At 44.0% G+C, this 21029-nt stretch carries 20 protein-coding genes and 2 pseudogenes; 4 read left to right on the forward strand and 18 right to left on the reverse strand.

Going from position 1 to position 21029, the window contains the following annotated elements:
* Nucleotides 1-26: 26 nt before the first annotated feature.
* The 7 genes and pseudogenes from E4665_RS08845 to E4665_RS08880 form a co-directional block, all read right to left on the reverse strand.
* Complete coding sequence (locus E4665_RS08845) at nucleotides 27-590, reverse strand: TetR/AcrR family transcriptional regulator (protein WP_135348427.1); 564 nt, start codon at nucleotides 588-590, stop codon at nucleotides 27-29.
* Between the two features lie 31 nt (nucleotides 591-621).
* Complete coding sequence (locus tag E4665_RS08850; protein ID WP_135348428.1) at nucleotides 622-2046, reverse strand: MDR family MFS transporter; 1425 nt, start codon at nucleotides 2044-2046, stop codon at nucleotides 622-624.
* A 140-nt stretch (nucleotides 2047-2186) separates the two neighbouring features.
* Nucleotides 2187-2305: pseudogene (locus E4665_RS08855) on the reverse strand (DUF2200 family protein); the annotation flags it as partial.
* Nucleotides 2306-2515: 210 nt separating this feature from the next.
* The gene (locus E4665_RS08865; protein ID WP_135348430.1) at nucleotides 2516-3514 is read right to left on the reverse strand and encodes a tRNA dihydrouridine synthase; all 999 of its coding nucleotides are present in this window, start codon (nucleotides 3512-3514) and stop codon (nucleotides 2516-2518) included.
* 517 nt (nucleotides 3515-4031) lie between these two features.
* Nucleotides 4032-4862 carry an SDR family oxidoreductase gene (locus tag E4665_RS08870; RefSeq protein ID WP_135348431.1) on the reverse strand — a complete coding sequence of 277 codons (831 nt, stop codon included), beginning with the start codon at nucleotides 4860-4862 and terminating at the stop codon, nucleotides 4032-4034.
* 348 nt (nucleotides 4863-5210) lie between these two features.
* A complete protein-coding gene (locus tag E4665_RS08875) occupies nucleotides 5211-5792 on the reverse strand; it encodes a TetR/AcrR family transcriptional regulator (protein WP_206663573.1) in 582 nt (193 codons plus the stop codon).
* Nucleotides 5793-6325: 533 nt separating this feature from the next.
* Nucleotides 6326-6619 (reverse strand): winged helix-turn-helix transcriptional regulator, encoded by a 294-nt coding sequence (locus E4665_RS08880; protein ID WP_277752219.1) that lies wholly within the window; start codon nucleotides 6617-6619, stop codon nucleotides 6326-6328.
* Nucleotides 6620-6812: 193 nt separating this feature from the next.
* Between E4665_RS08880 and E4665_RS08885 the strand changes: the two genes are divergently transcribed.
* A complete protein-coding gene (locus tag E4665_RS08885; RefSeq protein ID WP_135348434.1) occupies nucleotides 6813-7580 on the forward strand; it encodes an MFS transporter in 768 nt (255 codons plus the stop codon).
* Here the strand turns inward: E4665_RS08885 and E4665_RS08890 are convergent.
* Nucleotides 7482-8120 (reverse strand): type 1 glutamine amidotransferase family protein, encoded by a 639-nt coding sequence (locus E4665_RS08890; RefSeq protein ID WP_135348435.1) that lies wholly within the window; start codon nucleotides 8118-8120, stop codon nucleotides 7482-7484. The two genes, E4665_RS08885 and E4665_RS08890, sit on opposite strands and share 99 nt — an antisense overlap.
* A 128-nt stretch (nucleotides 8121-8248) precedes the next feature.
* On the opposite strand from E4665_RS08890, the gene E4665_RS08895 reads away from it, so the two are divergent.
* Both E4665_RS08895 and E4665_RS08900 read left to right on the forward strand, forming a co-directional pair.
* Nucleotides 8249-9181, forward strand: a complete 933-nt coding sequence (locus E4665_RS08895) for a helix-turn-helix transcriptional regulator (RefSeq protein ID WP_135348436.1) — start codon at nucleotides 8249-8251, stop codon at nucleotides 9179-9181.
* A gap of 45 nt (nucleotides 9182-9226) precedes the next feature.
* Complete coding sequence (locus tag E4665_RS08900) at nucleotides 9227-9505, forward strand: resolvase (protein WP_241654774.1); 279 nt, start codon at nucleotides 9227-9229, stop codon at nucleotides 9503-9505.
* An 86-nt stretch (nucleotides 9506-9591) separates the two neighbouring features.
* Here the strand turns inward: E4665_RS08900 and E4665_RS08905 are convergent.
* From E4665_RS08905 to E4665_RS08920, 4 genes and pseudogenes are all read right to left on the reverse strand, one after another.
* Nucleotides 9592-10002 (reverse strand): annotated as a pseudogene (locus E4665_RS08905) (helix-turn-helix domain-containing protein); the annotation flags it as partial.
* A 125-nt stretch (nucleotides 10003-10127) separates the two neighbouring features.
* On the reverse strand, nucleotides 10128-10601 hold the full coding sequence (locus tag E4665_RS08910; RefSeq protein ID WP_174845473.1) for a hypothetical protein: 474 nt from the start codon (nucleotides 10599-10601) through the stop codon (nucleotides 10128-10130).
* A gap of 1611 nt (nucleotides 10602-12212) precedes the next feature.
* Nucleotides 12213-13583, reverse strand: coding sequence for a 23S rRNA (uracil(1939)-C(5))-methyltransferase RlmD (rlmD, locus tag E4665_RS08915; RefSeq protein WP_135348438.1), 1371 nt, complete (start codon nucleotides 13581-13583; stop codon nucleotides 12213-12215).
* Nucleotides 13584-13846: 263 nt separating this feature from the next.
* Nucleotides 13847-14785 carry a diacylglycerol kinase gene (locus E4665_RS08920; protein ID WP_135348439.1) on the reverse strand — a complete coding sequence of 313 codons (939 nt, stop codon included), beginning with the start codon at nucleotides 14783-14785 and terminating at the stop codon, nucleotides 13847-13849.
* Between the two features lie 251 nt (nucleotides 14786-15036).
* Here E4665_RS08920 and E4665_RS08925 point away from each other — a divergent pair, with 251 nt between their 5' ends.
* The gene (locus E4665_RS08925; protein WP_135348440.1) at nucleotides 15037-15471 is read left to right on the forward strand and encodes a DUF3139 domain-containing protein; all 435 of its coding nucleotides are present in this window, start codon (nucleotides 15037-15039) and stop codon (nucleotides 15469-15471) included.
* A gap of 61 nt (nucleotides 15472-15532) precedes the next feature.
* Here the strand turns inward: E4665_RS08925 and E4665_RS08930 are convergent, their stop codons facing one another.
* The 6 genes from E4665_RS08930 to E4665_RS08955 form a co-directional block, all read right to left on the reverse strand.
* Nucleotides 15533-16066: a tubby C-terminal domain-like protein gene (locus E4665_RS08930; RefSeq protein WP_135348441.1), complete on the reverse strand. Its 534-nt coding sequence runs from the start codon at nucleotides 16064-16066 to the stop codon at nucleotides 15533-15535.
* Between the two features lie 312 nt (nucleotides 16067-16378).
* The gene (gene gatB / locus E4665_RS08935) at nucleotides 16379-17815 is read right to left on the reverse strand and encodes an Asp-tRNA(Asn)/Glu-tRNA(Gln) amidotransferase subunit GatB (RefSeq protein ID WP_135348442.1); all 1437 of its coding nucleotides are present in this window, start codon (nucleotides 17813-17815) and stop codon (nucleotides 16379-16381) included.
* On the reverse strand, nucleotides 17815-19275 hold the full coding sequence (gatA, locus tag E4665_RS08940) for an Asp-tRNA(Asn)/Glu-tRNA(Gln) amidotransferase subunit GatA (RefSeq protein ID WP_135348443.1): 1461 nt from the start codon (nucleotides 19273-19275) through the stop codon (nucleotides 17815-17817). The genes gatB and gatA overlap by 1 nt, the downstream gene beginning before the upstream one ends.
* A 26-nt stretch (nucleotides 19276-19301) precedes the next feature.
* Nucleotides 19302-19598, reverse strand: a complete 297-nt coding sequence (gene gatC, locus E4665_RS08945) for an Asp-tRNA(Asn)/Glu-tRNA(Gln) amidotransferase subunit GatC (RefSeq protein ID WP_135348444.1) — start codon at nucleotides 19596-19598, stop codon at nucleotides 19302-19304.
* A 222-nt stretch (nucleotides 19599-19820) separates the two neighbouring features.
* Nucleotides 19821-20462 carry a LysE family translocator gene (locus tag E4665_RS08950; RefSeq protein WP_135348445.1) on the reverse strand — a complete coding sequence of 214 codons (642 nt, stop codon included), beginning with the start codon at nucleotides 20460-20462 and terminating at the stop codon, nucleotides 19821-19823.
* A gap of 1 nt (nucleotide 20463) precedes the next feature.
* On the reverse strand, nucleotides 20464-20943 hold the full coding sequence (locus tag E4665_RS08955; protein WP_241654776.1) for an Lrp/AsnC family transcriptional regulator: 480 nt from the start codon (nucleotides 20941-20943) through the stop codon (nucleotides 20464-20466).
* Nucleotides 20944-21029 lie beyond the last annotated feature (86 nt).

Consider the following 21029-nt stretch of genomic DNA (forward strand, 5'->3'; position numbering starts at 1 on the left):
GCGCATTTCTGCGCTCCTGCCTATCTTTAACGCACTTTCATTGCGTTCAGCACCATACAAATAATTGAATCCAGTTCTGTATCTGTCATTGTCCCATTCATCTCTGCCACTTTCATGGGTAGCGAAAAGAAGGCTGCATACACATAGGCTGGTGCCTGAACAAACTCTGGACTTCCGACTATTTCTTCAAAAGTCCTGTAAATGGGAGCAGCCGTGGCCTCGGCATATTTGTGCGCTTCTTCGCTTACCATGCTCGGGTTTGATTGAATTGCTTCCATGAATTTCGCTTCTTTAGGATAACACTGAAAGCGAGCGACAAAATGGCGAATCAATGCACCAATTCGTGCTTCCAAATCCGGATGCGCGGCTTCAACTTCTGCAATGCCTTCATCCATCAGGTCCTTGACATACATATAGGTTTTGGAAAGCAGTTCCTCTTTATCTTTAAAATACACGTATACCGTTGATTTGGATATTCCGGCTGCAGCCGCGATTTTACTGATCGACAAATTAACCAGGTCGTCGGTTGAAGTCAGATCAAAAACTGCATGACGAATAAGTGGTAACTTATTTTTATCTTTACTTTTCATATTTCAATAATAACCGAACGGTCGGTCATCGTCAATTCGCCACGCTTTTTTGTTGAGCAACCACTTTTTGATGTGAGGGAAGCAGCAGGGACGCGATCAACGTGGCAATGCCTATAAAGAAGACACAAATAAAGACGAGATGAATACCATGAGCCATGTGGACAGCAGTGTTTCCACCTGATGATATTTTTTCAGCTGAAAGCGCGTTGTTAAATATTGTGCCGAAGACCGCAATGCCGACGGTTTGTCCAACGGACCGCATCAGCATATTCGATGCGGTCGCCGCACCGCGCATACTCCAGCCGACCGCAGATTGCACAAGTACTGTTGTCGGTGTCATCGCATAGCCCATGCCGAAGCCGATGACAATCATGATCCCGACGAAATACCAGTAGGGTGACCCAAGTGACAAGGCCGCGAGCCAAATGCCGCCCAGTGTGACGAGAATCGTACCGATCACAGCGGTTCGCTTTGACCCGACCTGATACATATAGCGTCCGGCAAGGGCTGCTCCGAGCGGCCAGGCAAACGATATTGGCATCAGCGTCAGTCCTGAGCTGGTTGCGCTTTTTCCGAGAATTGTCTGAATCCACATTGGCAGATAGACATTAACCGCAATGACTACACTGCTTGCCAGCAGAGTCACAAGATTGGAAACAAGAATTACAGGAATTCGAAATAAAGATGGTGGAAGCATCGGCTCGTCCACTCTTGTTTCCAAATAACTAAATAAGACCATGAAGATGACAAAAGCAGCAAAGAGTGCATATACCGGAGCCGAGTTCCACGCAAAGCTCTGTCCCGCGTTAAGCAGCACATACAGAAGCGACGAGAGGCCGAGCGTAAACGCAGCTGCTCCGAAATAATCGATTGAATGGCTTGTTTTCTTGTCAAACGATTCGTGAAAGCAGATTGTAATCAAAAGCAACGACACCAAGCCGATCGGCAAATTAATGAAAAAAATCCAGCGCCAGCTGATTTGATCGACAAAAAAGCCGCCGACAAGCGGACCGAGCAAACCGGCAATACCCCAGACCGAACTGAACATTCCCTGCATTTTCGCCCGCTCCTCGCCCGGGTAAAGATCACCGATAATCGTGAAAGTGATCGGCATCACCGCTCCTGCACCAATCCCCTGAATCGCACGGAAGATAATTAGCTGCATCATTGTTTGCGACAGTCCGGATAAAACGGATCCGCCGATAAACAGTATAACCCCAATGATGAAGACTTTCTTTCGGCCGAACAGATCGGCAATCTTGCCATAGATCGGTGTGGTCACCGATGTCGTCAACGTGTAGATGGCAAATACCCAGCTGATTAAACTTAAACCATGCAGATCGCGAACCACTTTCGGCATTGCAGTACTGACAATCGTCACATCGATCGCCACGATAAGAATGGCGACGAGCATTGCAATGGTAACGAGTTTACGGTTTGTCTTTTTATTTGACATGATCTTGTCCCTCTATTCATGAAACACCAGCAGACAGCAGGATTTCACTTGTATTGTTCCGCTTTTTTCATTAAGCTAGTATTAAACGGAGAACTCTTCACTTATATTAAATCAGTTTGCCCATGCGATGTGGTACCAGTTTAACAAGCCAATTCGTCAACCATTTTGTCAAGCCAGCGAATTTTCTGCATGAGCGGGTCTTCGATTTCCCAACGCGAACGCCACAGACTACTCCCGTTATTTTATGGACGTTGGGGTTGCAAATCCACATACGCCCCCGCGCGAGTCGGTTATTTTTTATATTTCCGCATCAACAAATCCATAGACTGCTTCGTAGGCTCCAGTACTGCCGATACTGCGGACCTTCTTTCTTGTACTCTCACAACGATAAACCCTAAGAAACATTATTTTATCGAGTTGACCTGAAAAAAAGCGTGCTGAAATCGCAATTGCGTCGCCGCCAATTTGATCATAGATCGGACTGCGGCCCCAGATCGTCTTTGTCCTGTTGCTGATCAAAGTGATCAAGCAATGCACGCACTTCATCTGTCGACTCTGTGCTCATCAGTTGATTTCTTAATTCATTCGCCCCTCGAAAACTACGGACGTAGATCTTAAAAAAACGATGAAGAGCTTTAAACGGACGTAGCTCTAATTCTTCTGAATAGTGATCGTGGAGATCCAGATGCAATCTCAAGAGATCAAGCAGTTCCTTGCTACTATGATCTTTCGGTTCCTTTTCAAAGGCAAATGGATTTGTAAAAATACCACGCCCAATCATTAGCCCGTCCACACCATATTGATCAGCGAGTTTCAAGCCGGTTTGACGGTCAGTGACATCGCCATTAATCGTCAAAAGTGTATCTGGTGCCAACTGGTCACGAAGTTTCTTAATCTCCGGGATGAGTTCCCAATGGGCATCGACTTTGCTCATTTCCTTTCTAGTACGCAGATGAATGGTAAGATTAGCAACGTCTTGTTTCAATATGTGTGTGAGCCAGTCGTGCCATTCGTCTACATCAGTGTAACCCAGTCTTGTCTTCACACTTACAGGCAATCCCCCTGCTTTTGTTGCTTGTATTAAATCTGCTGCGACTTCGGGACGCAGGATAAGGCCACTTCCCTTCCCATGCCTTGTCACATTGGGTACTGGACAGCCCATATTGATATCCACACCCCTAAACCCTTGCTTCGCCAAACCAATACTCATTTGCCGAAAGTATTCAGGTTTATCCCCCCATATTTGGGCTACAATAGGTTGTTCATCCTCTGTAAAAGTCAAACGCCCACGCACACTATTAATTCCCTCTGGGTGACAATAACTCTCCGTGTTTGTAAACTCTGTAAAAAACACATCAGGTTTAGCTGCTTCACTCACTACATGGCGAAAAACAACATCCGTCACCTCTTCCATTGGTGCCAGTGCAAAAAAAGGACGTGGCAAATCACGCCAAAAATTATCAATCATAGTTAAATTCAAATCCTCACATTATGGGATACCCAGCCAAAAACTTTATCCCCAAAATTGTTTTCTTAACACTTATAGCATGCTTAAGCACTTTAAATCAAGCTGCATGAATTTTGAATGCTACCATTTTTACATTTAACAAGACCAAATAAGAAAGGGGCGTTTGGGCCCCAGAAATCGGAAATGTTTCTTTTGGTTCAGAAGTTTATTTTTTTGTTAGACAGTTTTCTCTCTGGCAAAGCAACGGATTCGACGTGTAACAGGACTGGCAATAAGAACAATTTATGGATAACCCATCTTACTGAAACGAACATGTCCTAGAAAGAAGCTGTCCATTTATCATGAAAATGGACAGCCACATAAATTAAAACTTATTTCGCCTTAGTAGATAACAGTTCATTACAATATCAGTTGCAACAGTACTGTGTCTCATATTATCCAGAATGGTTTCTCAAACCAGGCAAGATTACTCCATTGTCACTATTGTTCGTCATGAGTAGTGACATTTGTCCTCAGATCATTTTTTAAAGTAGTGCCCCCGTTCGAGATCCGAGATCAGGGTAGGATGCACTGGCCTCCAGTTCAAGAGCTCTTGAGTCTGTACACTCGACCTTGGGATGTCAAGAGCCGCAATGGGGCCAAGAAAACCGAAGTGGGCCTCTGCCTCCTCGCGTGTAATGCTGACAACTGGCAGGTTCAGATGACGACCGATTACATTGGCGATATCACGGAACGGTATACCCTCATCTCCAACCCCGTCCAGCTTTGATCCTGCGGGGGCAGCTTCCAACGCCAAACGGAAAAGGTGTGCCGCATCGAGACGATGCACAGCTGGCCAGCGGTTGGACCCATCGCCGATGTATGCAGAAAAACCTTTTTCACGGGCGATATTGATTAATAGTGGAACAAAACCCTTATCGCCATCTCCGTGCACAGACGTTGAAAGCGACACGACCGATGCTCGTACACCACGCTTTGCAAGTGCTAAAGTGGCGTTATCTGATGCTGTACCATTTGCGTGAGCTGTAGTCAAAAATGGCTTGCCAGTTCCCTCAAGCACTTCCCCTATCGCCTCGATTGCCTGTAAATCTGTGGCGAGTGAACCGACAAAGTCCGAGAAATCGTGCTTAAAAGCCAGATGAATAACACCATCCGCAATGGCAGCGCCACTGCGAAGGCTATCTAGGTCATCAAGTGAACCTTGGTGCACTTCGGCTCCAGCATCCTTTAACTTTAATGCACCCTTGTCTGAGCGTGTTAAACCAATGACTTTATGTCCAGCATCGATGAGTTCTCGGACAACCGCAGAACCGATATAACCTGTTGCTCCTGTTACAAAAACACGCATAAATAAACCCTCCTTAAAAGTTAAAAATTAATTTTTCATGTTTCACTATTTGTCATTTGTAACTTGTAATATTGATAATATCACACCGCGATTTTAATTACAATATTATTGTTTATGTAACTTGTAACAAATTTTATAAAAGAGTGTTGTTCCCTCTTTCAGTATGGTCAGAGCCTTGGAATACAAATAAATAACGCCCTTAACAATCCTATTGGGAAAGTCAAGGGCGAAAAAATTTTAACTCATCGTATTTAGAGCTGTGTCAATCTTCGAAAAAAACCTAGTGCTATCTCTCATACTAAATATTGTGAGAGGACGAGGGCTGGGCTCTTCCCTCTCTTACTCGATTCATTTATTAGGATTTTTAAGTCCTCTTATCAGAAGATTTAAAACAGAATCTATGTTTTGCTTTCGATTAGGAACTTCGAATGAGTTTGGATGAATAAAAACGCTAGTTGCAAGATATACAGTTATCGCCGCTTGATGAGGAAATTCTTCAAAAAATATTCCCTCTGTAATTCCTTGTACTATAACTTCCTTAATACTATTAATCCCGTCTTCTATACTTTTTTCTATTACATCCATTGAACTTTGGGCGAGTTTAAGATAATTTGCAAACATTTCCGGATCATTAACGGCACTGCGACGTTTCGCTTCCGCGAAGTCCTCAAGTAAACGAAAAAGTTTAATATCAGCAGAATTATCTTCTTTTAAAATATCTTTTGAAGGAGCATGCAAATTTGAAAGCCAGCGTTCTGTAACAGCATTCCAAAGGTCAGTTTTTCCATTATAATATCTATAAAGGGCAGCATGGCTAACTTTTAATGATTTTGCTACGTCAGAAATATTCGCTTTTTCTGGTCCGAAACGGCGAATAACTTCTTCTGTTGCATTGAGTATTATTTCTTTATCTAACGAAATCTTGTCCAAATTCATCACCTCTCGCACTATACAATAGTAGTGTTTAAAGTCCCTCTACAAGGACAGTTGTTTTTAAAGCTCTTGCAAAGAAATTAATATGCAATCCAGCTTACAAAGTTCTAATATTCCTAGAATACTTTCAGAACAATATTAAAAAGAATTCATTTTAGACTTGACTTTAATAGATAGTCTTTCTTATTTGATTTTCAATCATATCACTTTTAGTTTTAAGTTTCAAGTTACGTTAATTGTAATCAGAAAATGACCATAGATCTTTTTATCTGTCATTCCCATTTCTTTTTTTATACCTGAAGAATATATAAAATTTTTACAACAGCATTCCAGTCCGAAATTTTTCTGACGTTTTTGAAATAGATCTACCCTAAATAAACTCTTCTGACGATAGTGTCTATGGCTAGATACGCATCAAAACCCTCTCCGACCTTGATAAGGCAACCTAAAATCTGCTGATTTATAAGATCTAAAATTTCTTAGCCTAATTTTTAATTAAATGGTCACCTTCTAAGCAGGTGGTCGTTTAATTAATTTTTTGTCCCATAGAGTTCATCCAAATGCTGTAGATGCTCTAATCCCCAGGTTCGCATGACCTCTAAAACCGGTATTAATTTTTTTCCATATTCTGTGATTGAGTATTCTACTTTAGGCGGGACTTCTGCATACACTTTTCGATGGACTATATCGTGGTATTCTAATTCTCTTAGCTGTGTTGTCAACATTTTCTTTGAAATTTCTGGTATTGCTCGCTGCAGTTCAGAAAAGCGTAATTTGTCATTATGCAGAAGATGGAAAAGAATGATTGGTTTCCATTTCCCCACAATTAAATCCGCGTGAAAGATATGCTATCAATTTGACGTTCCACATTAAATTGTCTGTGGTGAGTTTCTTTTCTAAGGGATACACAACAAAAAAATTGATACTGAAAAATGGTTAAGCAGGACCCTGTGTGGTTCTGCTTAACCATTATTTACACTAAATCTTTTATTCGATCCGCAAAGGGGGAATGTCAGTATGTCTGAATCGTTCAAGATTATTGACGTTCATGAAAAATCATACAATCGAACACTAATGGTCACCGTTTTGCTGATTGAGACCTTTGTAACTGTACTCTATCAAACCATCCTAGCGACCGCTTTTCCCATTTTAATGAACACCTTTCACATTTCCACCGCTACCGTTCAGTGGCTGACAACAGGGTTTCTTTTGGTAAACGGCATTATGATCCCGATCACAGCATGGTTGTCGAATCGTATTCCGACTAAAGTTTTATATATCAGATCCATGATTATTTTTTTAATAGGATCGATCATTGCGGCGGCTGGCAACTTTAGCGGTTTACTCATCGGCCGCTTAATACAGGCGATAGGGGTCGGTGTGACAATGCCTCTGCTGCAAACTATCATTTTGACGATTTTCGCTCCGGAAAGTCGTGGATTCACCATGGGATTGAACGGCGTTGTTGTAGGATTAGGCCCGGCGATAGGACCGACGCTTTCCGGTTACTTGCTGGACAATTATTCTTGGCGCATACTCTTTGAGATGATCATACCGATTGTGGTCATTATCTTAATTGGTTCCGTATTTTTTGTGAAAGATGTGATTCCGACACATAAATCCAAAATAGACAGTCTCTCTATAACTTTATCAACGTTAGGATTGGGCAGCCTTCTTAAAGGTGGATCAGTTTTCATTGCTGGACGGCAAAGTTTGCATGAGGGCAAAGAAATGTTTAGGCTCACCGGTACTAAAATATTCATACCAAGATTCCAGTGTGTTTGACCCAAAAACACCTAAATGCTCAATAATTTGTTTCGCCAACAACAAAGCTCCGGTGGAACTTGCAGTAATAAGGTTGTTATCCGCTACAGATGGCTTGTCTATATAAAAACTTTGCCCTTTATAACCAGGAGAAACCATTTCAAGAAATCCCGGTCCATTACTGGTATGCGGACGGTTATTAAGTAGCCCAAAGTTGGCAAGCGCAGCGGTAGCCCCACAGATTGCACCCACCGTAGCGCCTAAAGAGAGAAATTCGCTTGCTTTTTCGATGATAGCGCCATGCTTTGGGTCGTTCCATGTATCTGCGCCCGGTAATAGCAACATGCTTGTTTCATTCACAACAATATTATCGATTAAGCAATCGGGCATAATTGTCAGCCCGCCCATTGTATGGATTGGCTCTTGAGAATAACTAACCGTTTTGAGCGATACACGGTGCGCGCCCTTTTTGAAAAATCGGCCAGAATTCAGCTCCGAAATAGCATGCCCAAGTTCCCAATCGGCTAAAGTATCAAGAACGTAAACATAGATTGTAAACATAAATTTCCTCCATTTTCATCCTGATGGATAGATTGATTTACTTGCTTTTTATTGTACTATGTAATTGTTGACAACAGTATGGCAACAATCTATAGTGATAAAAAGAAATTTTGAAAGGAGTCTATCAGATGAAAGTAGACAGGCTTGTTAGCATTATTATGATACTCCTTGAAAAAGAGCGGATAGGCGCACAGGAGTTAGCAGATATGTTTGAAGTTTCACCCCGTACAATCTACCGCGACATAGACACGATCAACATGGCGGGTATTCCTGTTCGCTCAACATCGGGAGTGGGCGGTGGCTTTGAAATCATGCAGAAATACAAGATTGATAAAAAGGTTTTTTCGACGGCCGACCTTTCCGCTATCTTGATGGGGCTTTCCAGTCTTTCCAACATGATACGAGGTGATGAACTGGTAAACGCCCTTGCGAAAGTCAAGAGCTTTATCCCCGCCGACAGAGCGAAAGACATTGAATTAAAAGCAAATCAAATATATATAGATTTAAGTCCGTGGATGGGCAACAGGACCATACAACCCTATTTAGAAATTATCAAAACAGCTTTACAGGAAAGCAAGCTACTTTCGTTTGAATATACAGACCGCTACGGAAATAAAACCGCACGAACAGCCGAACCATATCAGCTTGTATTGAAAAGCAGCCATTGGTATTGGCAAGGCTATTGCCATAAAAGAAATGATTTTCGCTTATTCAAACTATCCCGCACATCAAACCTACAAATGCAAGAGGAAACTTTTACACCACGAGATTATCAAAAGCCGATTTTAGACTTTGCAGAAATTTTGGAAACAATACAAACAAAAATCAAAATTCGTATTCATAAATCTGTCATGGACAGGGTACTTGATTTTTGTTCTTATGAAGATTTTTCTCCAGATGGTGATGAGCATTACATTGTTCGTTTTCCTTTCATAGAGAATGATTACTACTACAATATTCTTTTCAGTTTTGGGGATAAATGCGAGTGTTTAGAGCCGTTACATATCCGCGCAGAAATGAAGCGTAGAATATATGATATAGCTACCATTTACAAAAGTTAATACATGGAGTAAGACAAAAAAGACAAACGAGTTGCCTTGCCCTTTTTGTCCCGTTCCAACTATCAAGCTTATCAATGGACGGGTAGTATTTTTTCGCTTTACCGCCTGCGCGAGGATAAGCAGAAGCTTCAACTGGAAGGTGCCGGGCGGGACGAGCAGAAAAAGCGCATCACCGACATGGGCACCTTCCTTCGGGAGCAGCCCACTACCCTGACCGAATACGACGAACCGCTTGTCCGACGGCTCATTGAAAAGGTCACCGTCTACGAGAATAAATTCACCGTGGAATTTAAGTCCGGCGTAATGGTGGATGTAAAAGAATAAGGGCAAAAATGAACACGGCATTCTACGGGATGAGCGTAGGGTGCCGTGAATTCTTAAAGTTTATGATAATCGTGAAAAAATCCTCCCAGTTGTCGAACGGTTCGAAGAACCGTACTGTAACTGACGTTCATTTCCTCTTTGATCAGTGCCTCATAGATATCCATAATCTTTTTTTGTTGCTTATGGAGTCCCCTTGCTCGTTTCTCCTTATTCTCCTGAAGGTAATGGATGATCTTTTCTTCTATTTCTTCAGTCAAGACACGTTTTTGTCGGGCACCGGAACAGTACTTTGGGGCTTCAACCAACTCCTGAATCAATTCTCCTCGATCTACGGAGGCATTCATTCCCTCCAGCTCAGTTAATCTTTGTTCATAAGCATGAATGTATTTCCGGGCAGTCTTACGATCAACACCCGCTTGATTCGCTATCTCCCTTTGAGACTTTCCCTCCCTCAGATACATTAATAGAATTTCTTGTTTCTGCTTCAAAATCATCATCATCCCATCTCCCCACAAAAAAAGTCATCCATTGTGTGGGTTCATTTGTGTGGGTTCATTTTATAATAGAGTGGGGGATTTTTAAATTACTACATACATTCCTTGACAAATTGAAATTTTCTACATTATACCAATCTATGATTAGTACATACCTTCTCATATTGCGCCTGTAATTTATATATATCGCACTCGCTCAAATCCCGTAATGTTTGGCCCAATTCATTTAACTTTTTATCATCCAGTGGCAATTCAATATTCGTCGTCATCATCTTTGTTTGAGCATCAACTGAAGAATAATTACCTACATAAGCATAAACTCCGATTCTATCCATAAGTGTATGAAGATTCCCTGTACGTGGATCTCTATCAAATGTTTGCAGTGAAACAAAAAAATGCACATCATTTCTTTTTACACAAACCCATTTCCAATTACTCAAATCATATTTTTCTATCAACCTCCCACCAGAGCTATAATTCTTGCTGCCAGCAGCTGGCTTCTCAGTTTCAAAATCAGCTTGCTTACTAAAAAAACGCGAAATTTTATTTCTCTCCTCTGTTCTAGCCTCAGTATACATATTTTTTATCTCTGAAAAATCCAATTTATTTCACCGCCACATTCCTATTTGACTTTATGTCATCCATAAAAACGGCCAAAAAACCGAGCTGAAATTTGCACTTTTTAGCCTCAATTTTCGCCCGATTTTTGCTCTCAAACCACAACATCTTGTGGTCAAAATCTACTTTCGCCGCGCGGGTGCTGTGCGGCGATGTAATCGTCGATAGCGCTGGACGCTGCGCAGACGTGATCCTGTTCCTTCTTTTCAAACTCAGGGCCGCACTTCGGACATTGCCACATTTCATCCACATTCCTTCTAGTTGTTTTACAAATACTATCTGATTATCACCTATCAGTGGCTTACCAACAGCAAAGCGACAAGTAATCATACAAAAACGGTAAACACCGCGGCAGATCCATTGATCACCTTATCTGCCCTGCCCTTCAAAGCCCTCGACAACAGCTTGTAAACGCCAATCTCGATGATTGGGTATTTTCAAAGTTTACTGCCCAGTATGAACTATAAAACTAGTCTATAAACCCATATTGTTTAGCGAGGAGGCTTATATATTTGTGCCTTTCTTATGCCTGTTGTTGGTGTAAGGGATTCCTGCAATTATCGAACTACCATAGCTAATATTTTACTCTAATACGTCCGTAAAATGTTAATTCAAAACGGATTATCAAACCAAATGCAACGACTCATCCTAAAATGATTTCTGGCGGTTTCCCAGACTAAATACTTGCAAGGACGTTGAATAATCAACCTCCTTTTAGGTGACTTGTAAAAACAGAGTACTTTTTGATAAAAAATTCGTGTAATAGACCGAGTACGCTTAAAAAACACACATTTTTTCAAAAAAGTTTGGAAAATAGTACTGGAAGTTATCTCCTACCCCTGGACAAAACTCATGATTGACATACTAGGCTTCCATCATTTTAGTGCTCATGGATGAGAATATATTGGGACAGGAGGTAACAACAAACCTCGGACGCTTTCATTCCGAGAATGTGATCGGCATGCACCTGCATGCATTGGCTAGCCCAAAATTCTTACCCAGAGAGTACCTACCCTTACAGAATCAGAACGGGAATATGTATCCAGACTTAAGTGAAAAAAAGAAAGCGCATATGAACACCAGCAATTCACATGTCCTCAGAAACGCTTGCTTACTGCCTAAAAAACTCACCATCGGCCTTATGCATGCATAAAGACGGAACTTTTACGAGGAGGTCATTTTGCAGCATTGAAGAATTCATACTGCTTGTCAAGGAAATTAGAGTCTTTTTTCGTCCATATAACGAATAGCCATACATTGGATAAATGCATCAAATCATGCTACCATTCTGAAGATTCTGCTTATTTTCATGCATTACCGCACTTCTTCTTAATGTTTGATAAAGAATTAAATATTGTGATTATCATTTGTAGACTCCATTATTTCTCGTCTAGTGGCAACCAAAGAAAAATCGGAAAAATTTCATCCACTCAAGTTAATGAGCAATAATGTAATGAGCTATTCAAAAAATTGAACAGTTCATTAAAAATCCAACTTGAATGATGAAATACTTCACAGATTGATCAAGAGAATAGAAGTAAAAGAAGATGGTAGTCCGAGAATTTATTACCGATTCTCGGATCCCCATCTATCTTTTATTTTTTTTCAAGCGACACACAACATTCGACGTGCAGCGTCTGTGGAAACATATCAACTGGCTGAACCTTTTTAATCTCATACCCTCCTGGTACGAGCATTTTCAGGTCCCGCGCAAGTGTCGCCGGATTACAGGAAACATAGACAATCCGCTTCGGCTGCATCGCGATCATCGTTTCGATCAGTGAAGCTTCGCAGCCTTTTCGTGGAGGGTCGACGACAATGACATCCGGTTCGATGCCCTGGTCCCGCCAATTCGGAATCACATCTTCAGCTTTTCCTGCTTCGAAATAGGCATTGGTGATTTGATTTAGTTCCGCGTTTTTGCGGGCATCTTCAATCGCTTCGGGGACAATTTCAACGCCATAGACCTCTTTAGCCTGTTTCGCCAGAAAGAGCGAGATTGTGCCGATGCCGCAGTAGGCGTCAATGACGGTTTCATCTCCAGTCAGTCCTGCATATTCCAGTGCTTTCCCGTAAAGAACTTCGGTCTGCTCCGGGTTGACCTGGAAGAAGGATTGAGCGGAAATGGCAAAGGTCACACCGCCGATCTGATCATAGATGACATCACGCCCCCACAATGTTTTAGTTTTTTCACCCAGAATGGCATTGGTGCTTTTTGGATTAATGTTCTGAACGATGGACTTGATTTCCGGGTGTTTTTCGGTCAGTTCTTTGATAAAATTTTTCCGGAATGGCAGTTCTTCGGTTCTCGTGATCAGCACAACCATCACTTCACCGGTTTTTTTGCCAACCCTGGCCATCACATGGCGGAGAGTGCCACGATTTTTTGATTCGTCATAGGGTGCAATGCTATTGTCTTCAGCGATCCGCCGCACGGTCTGAACAATATCGTCAATTGTTGGATCCGTAATGATGCAGTGATCCATATTCACGATTTCATGGCTGCGTTTTTTATAGAAACCGAAAGCGAAGGTACCGTTTTGTGTGGCGACGGGCACCTGAATTTTGTTACGGTAATCCCATGGCTCGTCCATTCCAAGGGTGGGATAGACCGTGACATCAGAAAAGCCGCCAATGCGTTCTAGTGCGTCTATTACGATTTGCCGTTTATGATCGAGCTGGCCTTCCGGGCTGAGATGCTGAATGGCACACCCGCCGCACTGGTCATAAATCGGACAAGGCGGATCCACACGCTTTTCGCTGGGCTTCGTCAGCTGAATCAGCCGTCCGTATCCGTAGCCTTTTTTCGTTTTCAGAACCTGAATGGTACCTTTCTCGCCTGGGAGGGCTCCCGGAACAAACAATGTGTACCCATCTACTTTCGCGACTCCAGATCCATCCTGGGTGAGGTCGGAAAAAGTAACGTCAATCTGGTCATTTTTTTCTACAGGCATTTGTTCTGGCATATGAGAGCTCCCTTTTATTTATTTCAACACGTCATAGATGTTATTATCACGGTTTCTGAGCGGGCTTTGAGAAGTTTACCAGCCGGTTTTCGCTGTTTACCAGCCGATTTCAGCACTTTACCAGCCAACTTTGGCATTTTACCAGCCGCTTTGCTTCGTTTACCAGCCGCCTTACACGGTTTACCAGCCGATTCCGATTGTAATAATAAAAAAGTGCGCCCCTTCTTTGTGTCGGGCACACCTGAATGACCGGAATCCATTGCTTATTCTGTTGGCTGTTCCTCAATTTCAAGCCGGGCATGCTGAGCATCTGCTGTCTTCTTAGGTACCATCAGGTGCAGATGCTGATAAAGATTGACAATCTCACCGGGCAGGTTGCCGCCGTACTCGCCGTCGATATTCAGCTGCATTTTTTCATTGGCATCAATTCTGATGCGGCTCGCCTGCGCATAAATGACTTTCGGATCTTTCATGTGTTCACCGCGCGCGGCGAGGGATGCCAGACGGATGAAATCGGCCAAATTGGTCGCCTTCAGAATAACCAGGTCGAACAGGCCGTCATTCAATTTGGCATCCGGAGCCAGTTTTTCAAACCCACCCACAGAATTCGTGTTTGAGACAAGGAATAACATGATATCGCCGGAAAAGGTCCGGTCGTCATAGTGAATGGTCACGTTGGTCGGGCGCAGGGAGGGCAGCATTTCAATACCCTTGATAAAATAAGCCATCTGTCCGAGCATGGTTTTCAGCTTGCTCGGAACGTCATAGGTCAGCTCAGTCAATTTTCCCGCGCCGGCGATATTGATGAAATAATGATCATTGGCTTTTCCGATGTCGATTGGCATGTCATATCCATCGCAAAGCACATCGCACGCTTTGACAATATCACGGGGAATATTGACTGCCCTCGCAAAATCATTGGTCGTCCCGAGTGGGAGAACGCCGAGTTTCGGGCGGAATTCTTTTTCCGCAAGGCCGTTGATCACTTCATTGATCGTTCCGTCTCCGCCCGCCGCGACCACGAGATCGAATTTACGCCTGACCGCTTTGCGTGCGCCCTTCGTGGCATCCCCCTTGCTTTTCGTTGCATAGGCGGAAGCCTCATATCCAGCGTCCTCCAAGCGGTCAAGAATATAAGCGATATTCCTCTTCGCCAGTTCTCTCCCGGAGGTCGGATTATATATGATTCGTGCTTTTTTCATGATTCATCACCTAATCAATCTCTGTATCCAGGGCCACTATTACTCCTATGGAAATGCTGTAACAACGTTCCGATACCTTTATTTACCTTGTTTTATTATATTGTAAAAATTTTTTAAAAGCAAAATGAGCAGGGCTGATGGAACCCCGCTGTGCGTCAGACCAACGTGTGATTATATCTTTAACTTTTGGCGTGCTATTATTATAGAAATGAGCATCACTATTATTTCCAAAATGTTCATTCGGCAGGGAGATGATTTCGATCAAGAAAAAAAGGAAAGTCATAATCTTAACCGTTCTCATTGTCATCATTGCCAGCGGATTGTTTGCCAGCCATTTCTATTGGGCACATAAACGTGATGTCGCTTGGGCAGCAATCAATCAATACATTGAAAAACAAGGTATTAAAAAATCTGATATAAAAGTGTCATCCTTTTTCACTCAGGATGACGGTCAATACCATCGCTTTATTTATGTACAGGGTGAAAAACCCAATATTGCTTATGAGTATATTTATAAAGCGGAAATCAGACAGGTCTATTTTACCGCTGAATATATTGATCGAAAATTAATTTTGAAACATGAATGGGGAGGAGCAGGATTATTAGATTCTGAAATGAACACGTTAAAATATGCCCCCTTGAAGAATAGCTATGGATATGGCTCAAAATATGACGTGACACCTTAAACTTGTTGCCCAAGCATTCCATAGTACATTCTCTTTTCGGCCAAAGGTGTTCTGCGAAGAGTCAGTATCCTTCCGCACTATAGTAGCCATGCAAGCAGCCGATAAACAACAAAATATCTTTTTTTAAATCCTCATTAAGTAATCTTACCTGAGTATTCAGTGGTGATTTAACCGGAATCTTCCAGTCCGCCGCCAGTTGGCCATTTACAGTAAACTTGGCTGGTTCAAGGGGAAGTTTTTGAATCGAACATTTTTGGTTTTCGAACGAAAAAGTCACATTTTCCGTGTCCCCGAAGACCGTGCTGTCTATTAAATGAAATGAATACACTTGATCATTCTTGTAGTAAATCACTTTTTGATCTCTTCTTTTAAAGCGTTTCGTTTGATCCGTAATGGACACAATGAGGCGTCTCTCCTGATTCCTAATTTCATAATTTTTATAATGCCTGCTTCTGTATAGAACTGTATCAATCAACTGCTGAACTTTGGTCGGATAGGTTCTTTGAATCGATCCGATCGTCTCATCTTGCTCGTTGTAAATCGTTGTTTGTCTTGTGGAAAAATCGAATCTTGTTCTATAGTGATAAGTGATCATTTTTATCACCTCTGACATTAAGTGTAGGGTTTAGATAAAGAAATGTACCTGAAATCAGATTAAATGCCTCGAGGGTATCATTTCGGTGCAACTTTTCACGATTTTGGTGCGACTTTAATAAGTTTCGGAGTTACTTTCGTCCAATTAGGTGCGACTTTCACTCAATTGGGTGCGATTCATGAATTTAGGTGCGACTTCCAATCGATTCGAGACGATCTTTGCCTGATCTAGTGGGACTTTTCTTCTGCACAGTAAATACCGCCAAGTAGTGAAAAACCGGGCTTCGCAGCCCGGTTTTCACGTCAAAATGTATTAAAGCTTTTCAATTTCTTCAAGGATAATTTTGTTAACCATGTTCGGATTGGCTTTGCCGTGGGATTCTTTCATCACCTGGCCGACAAGGAAGCCAAGCGCGCGATCTTTGCCGTTTTTGTAGTCAATCATGGATTGCTTGTTGGCTTCAAGGATCGGATCCATCAGTTTGTGGAGGGCTCCTTCATCCGAGATCTGGATGAGACCCTTCGCTTTAACGATGTCTTCCGGATCGCCGCCTTTTTCAATCAGTGTTTTAAAAACTTTCTTGGCGATCTTGCTTGAGATCGTGCCCTCTTCAATCAGTTTGACCAATTTGGCGAGTGCCTCTGGTGTCATCGGTACTTCGTCAATGGTCTTGTAGTTGCTGTTCAGGTAGGCGGACACGTCACCCATCAGCCAGTTGGCAATGAGTTTCGCGTCGGATCCGGTGCTGATGGCACTTTCAAAGAAGTCGGACATTGTTTTTGCCTGGGTCAGTACCATTGCGTCATAATCCGTCAGGCCAAGCTCTTCGACGTAGCGTTGCTGACGTGCATCCGGAAGTTCCGGAATTTCTGCCTCAATGCGGTCGATCCATTCCTGATCAATTTTAAGCTTGATGATATCCGGTTCCGGAAAGTAACGGTAGTCGTCAGAGCCTTCCTTGCCGCGCATCAGCGTGGTTGTCTTCGTTGCGTCATTGTAACGTCGTGTTTCCTGCTCAACCTGGCCGCCGGAAAGGAGGACTTTCTCCTGGCGCCGTTCCTCGTACGCCAGCCCTTTTTCTACAAAAGTGAAGGAGTTCAGGTTCTTCAGTTCTGTCTTTGTGCCGAATTCCGTCTGACCAAACGGACGAATCGAAATGTTAGCATCACAGCGCAGGGAACCTTCCTCCATCTTGACATCGGACACGCCAATGTACTGCATAATCGCTTTCAGCTTATCAAGGTAAGCATAGGCTTCCTGCGGCGTGCGCATGTCCGCTTCCGACACGATTTCGATCAGCGGCGTGCCGACACGGTTGAAGTCGACCAGCGAACCGGAACCATCTTCAAGGTGATTCAGCTTGCCGGCGTCTTCCTCAAGATGCAGACGGTGAACGCCAATCTTTTTCTTCTTTCCGTCAACTTCAATTTCAATATAGCCGTTTCTTCCGATCGGCTGATCAAATTGTGAAATCTGGTAAGCCTTCGGGTTGTCCGGGTAAAAATAGTTTTTGCGGTCGAACTTCGTCTCCCGTGTAATGTCACAGTTCAGCGCGAGCGCCGCTTTAATGGCATAATCCACAGCCTGCCTGTTCAGAACCGGCAGAACACCGGGATGTCCGAGACAGATTGGACAGGTATGCGTATTCGGCGGAGCGCCGAATTCATTGGCGCAGCCGCAGAACGCTTTCGTCTTTGTTTTCAGTTCGACATGGACTTCGAGGCCGATTATCGTTTCAAAATTGCTCATTAGTCATTCGCCCCTTTGATTGCCGGCGCAAGTTTGAATCCGGCTGTCTGTTCGTAGGCGTGTGCCGCGCGGTAAAGTGTTTTTTCGCCAAATGGCCGGCCGATCATCTGCAAGCCGACCGGAAGGCCATCCGCGAGACCGCACGGAAGGCTGATCGCCGGAATGCCCGCCAGGTTAACCGGAATGGTCAGAAGGTCATTGGCATACATCGTCAGCGGATCGTCCACTTTTTCACCAATTTTAAAAGCGGTCGTCGGCGTCGTCGGTCCGACGATAATATCATGATTCTCCAAGACTTTTTCAAAATCCTGTTTGATCAGCGTGCGCACCTGCTGCGCCTTTTTATAGTAAGCGTCATAATAGCCCGAACTTAAAGCAAACGTTCCGAGCATGACCCGGCGTTTGACTTCATCACCGAAGCCTTCGCTTCTCGACTTTTTATACATTTCAATCAGATCGTTCGAATCCGCGCGGACACCATAGCGCACACCATCAAAGCGGGCAAGGTTCGCCGAAGCTTCCGATGAGGCAAGGATATAGTAGGTCGGCACCGCGTATTTGGAATGTGGCAGAGACACTTCTTCGCAAACCGCGCCGAGCGCTTCAAGCTGGCGGATCGCGGCCTTGATTTTATCCTTTACCGATTCATCAATGCCTTCACCAAGGTATTCTTTTGGAACGGCAACCCGAAGACCCTTGATATCACCGGTCAGTGCAGCCGAGTAATGCGGCACCTTGACGTCGGCACTCGTCGAATCATGTGGATCAAGACCGGCTATCGTTTCGAGTAAAAATGCGTTGTCTTCAACGGTCCGAGTGATCGTTCCGACCTGATCGAGCGAAGAAGCGAAGGCAACGACGCCGTAGCGGGACACGCGTCCGTAGGTCGGTTTCATACCGACAACGCCGCAGAATGCGGATGGTTGACGGATCGATCCACCGGTATCTGTTCCAAGAGCGAACAGCACTTCACCCGCCGCAACCGAAGCAGCAGAGCCGCCGCTTGAACCACCCGGCACTCTCTCAAGATCCCATGGATTATGGGTGATCGCCATGCTCGAATTTTCTGTTGAAGAGCCCATGGCGAATTCATCCATATTCAGCTTGCCTATGGTAATAGCCTTCTGGGCTTTCACTTTCTCAATCACAGTCGCGTCAAAAATCGGATCGTAGTTTTCAAGAATTTGGCTCGCGCAGGTTGTTCTCAAGCCCTTCGTCACGAGGTTGTCTTTAATGCCTATTGGCATGCCAAGGAGCAATGCGTCATCCGCAGTCCCCTTTTCATCGATTGTCCGGGCTTCATCCCTCGCTGCCTCTTCATTCAGCGTCAGGAAAGCCTTCACTTTGCCATCCACTTCGCCGATGCGCGCGTACGCTTCATCGACGAGATCGGATGCCTTGATTTCCTTGTTATGTATCTTCTTTTTAAGACGCACAAGGCCCTCTTCAAAAAGTGGCATCTTCCGTCTTCCTCCTTCTGTTTCGATCAGTCAGCTTCCATAATCAGTGGTACTTTAACCTGTCCGTCTTCCTGAACCGGCGCATTCTTCAGTGCCTCTTCGCGTGGCAGAGAAGGCTCCACGACATCATCGCGCATCACATTGTACATGTCGAGGACATGCGTGGTCGGCTCAATGCCTTCCGTATCCAGTTCGTTCAACTGTTCCGCAAATCCGATAATCTCATCCAGCTGCGTCGTGAACGTTTTGATTTCTTCTTCACTAAATGAGAGCCGTGCCAGATGAGCAACATATTTGACCTGCTCTTCAGAAATCCTGCTCATAAAATCACCTCCACATCGAATGGCTCCGGAGCCTGCCTTTCGTCACCGCAAACTCCAACAATGCCTTAATCATATCAAATTCTACCAGTTCTGTGCAATCTCGCGGCAGGACAAACTGGCATCATTCGCTATTTTTTGTTAAACGTGTTTGTTGTTTTTCACTCCAGGCGCTCGAATCAATCATGCAACAAAATCAACGATCAATAGTAACATAGCCATTTTTTAAAAAAGACCATTCCATTTTTCAATAAGCAACGGAAACAGAGCTCCCGCTCCAAAACTGATGATGACGAGTCCGGACAGCCAATTGATCAAACCCAATACTTTTCTGTTCATCTTTTCCCGAAGCATCCCGACGGATACACTGAGTAGAAGCCACCACAATGCCGACCCACCAAAAACACCAGCGACAAGCAGGCCCGCAGACAATGCACCACCTTGTCCACCGACCAGCCCCAGCCCTGTGAAGACACCAACAAACGATAAAATGGTCATTGGGTTCGTGACGGTCAGAAAAAAAATCGACGCGTAAGACGCGGAAAGTTTTCCCGACCCGGTGGAACGGGGCGGCCGGTCCGACGGTTTTGAAAAAAGCGTCTTCCCTCCTAAATAGCATAGAAAGCAGCCTCCCGCAATCTGGAGCCACAGGCTTTGCCCGTTCAGAAATCCGGAAACGGCAGTTAATCCGAAACCGGCGACCGAGCCGTACAAAGCATCTGCCGTCGCCGCACCAAGGCCTGAGAACAATCCGGATAACCGTCCGTCCGAAAGCGTCCGCCGAATGCAGAGGATGCCAATCGGCCCGACAGGAGCTGCGACCGTGAAGCCGAGAGCAATACCTTTTAAGAAGAGTGAAAAGTCCATTTCATTCCCCCTTCTCAGGATGAACCTGATCTAATGGAAGGCGCGTCGATTCTTTTAATGTGTTTAACACAATGGTTGTCCGTGTCCGGATGCCAGGAAGGCTTTTCAGCCCGCTGCTGATCACACGGTCAAGATCCTTCGTATTGATGCAGCGTACCTTCAGAAGATAGTCATAGTCTCCGGCGATATGGTGGCATTCCTGGACTTCTTTAAGGCAGTCGATCAGATGGAGGAAATCGCTTCGCAGCTCTGCTCTTTCCAGAGTCACAGCAACAAATGCGGTGCAGAAATATCCAACTAATTCCGGATCGACTGCCACGCCGTAGCCTTTGATAATCCCTTTTTCCTCGAGCCGACGGACCCGGTCCGCGGCAGCGGGCGAAGAAAGTCCGATTGACGACGCCAGATCCGACCATGTCGCTCGGGCGTTCGCCATAAGCATTCTTAAAATTTTCTCATCATAGGAATCCAGCTCGGCCACCTTCCATTCCTAATATTTTTATACATATTATTTATAATATTAATTATTTTATATGATTTTCTTATTATTTTAAAGATGAACAGATA

This window comes from Sporolactobacillus shoreae (genome assembly GCF_004684935.1).
Taxonomy (GTDB): domain Bacteria; phylum Bacillota; class Bacilli; order Bacillales; family Sporolactobacillaceae; genus Sporolactobacillus; species Sporolactobacillus shoreae.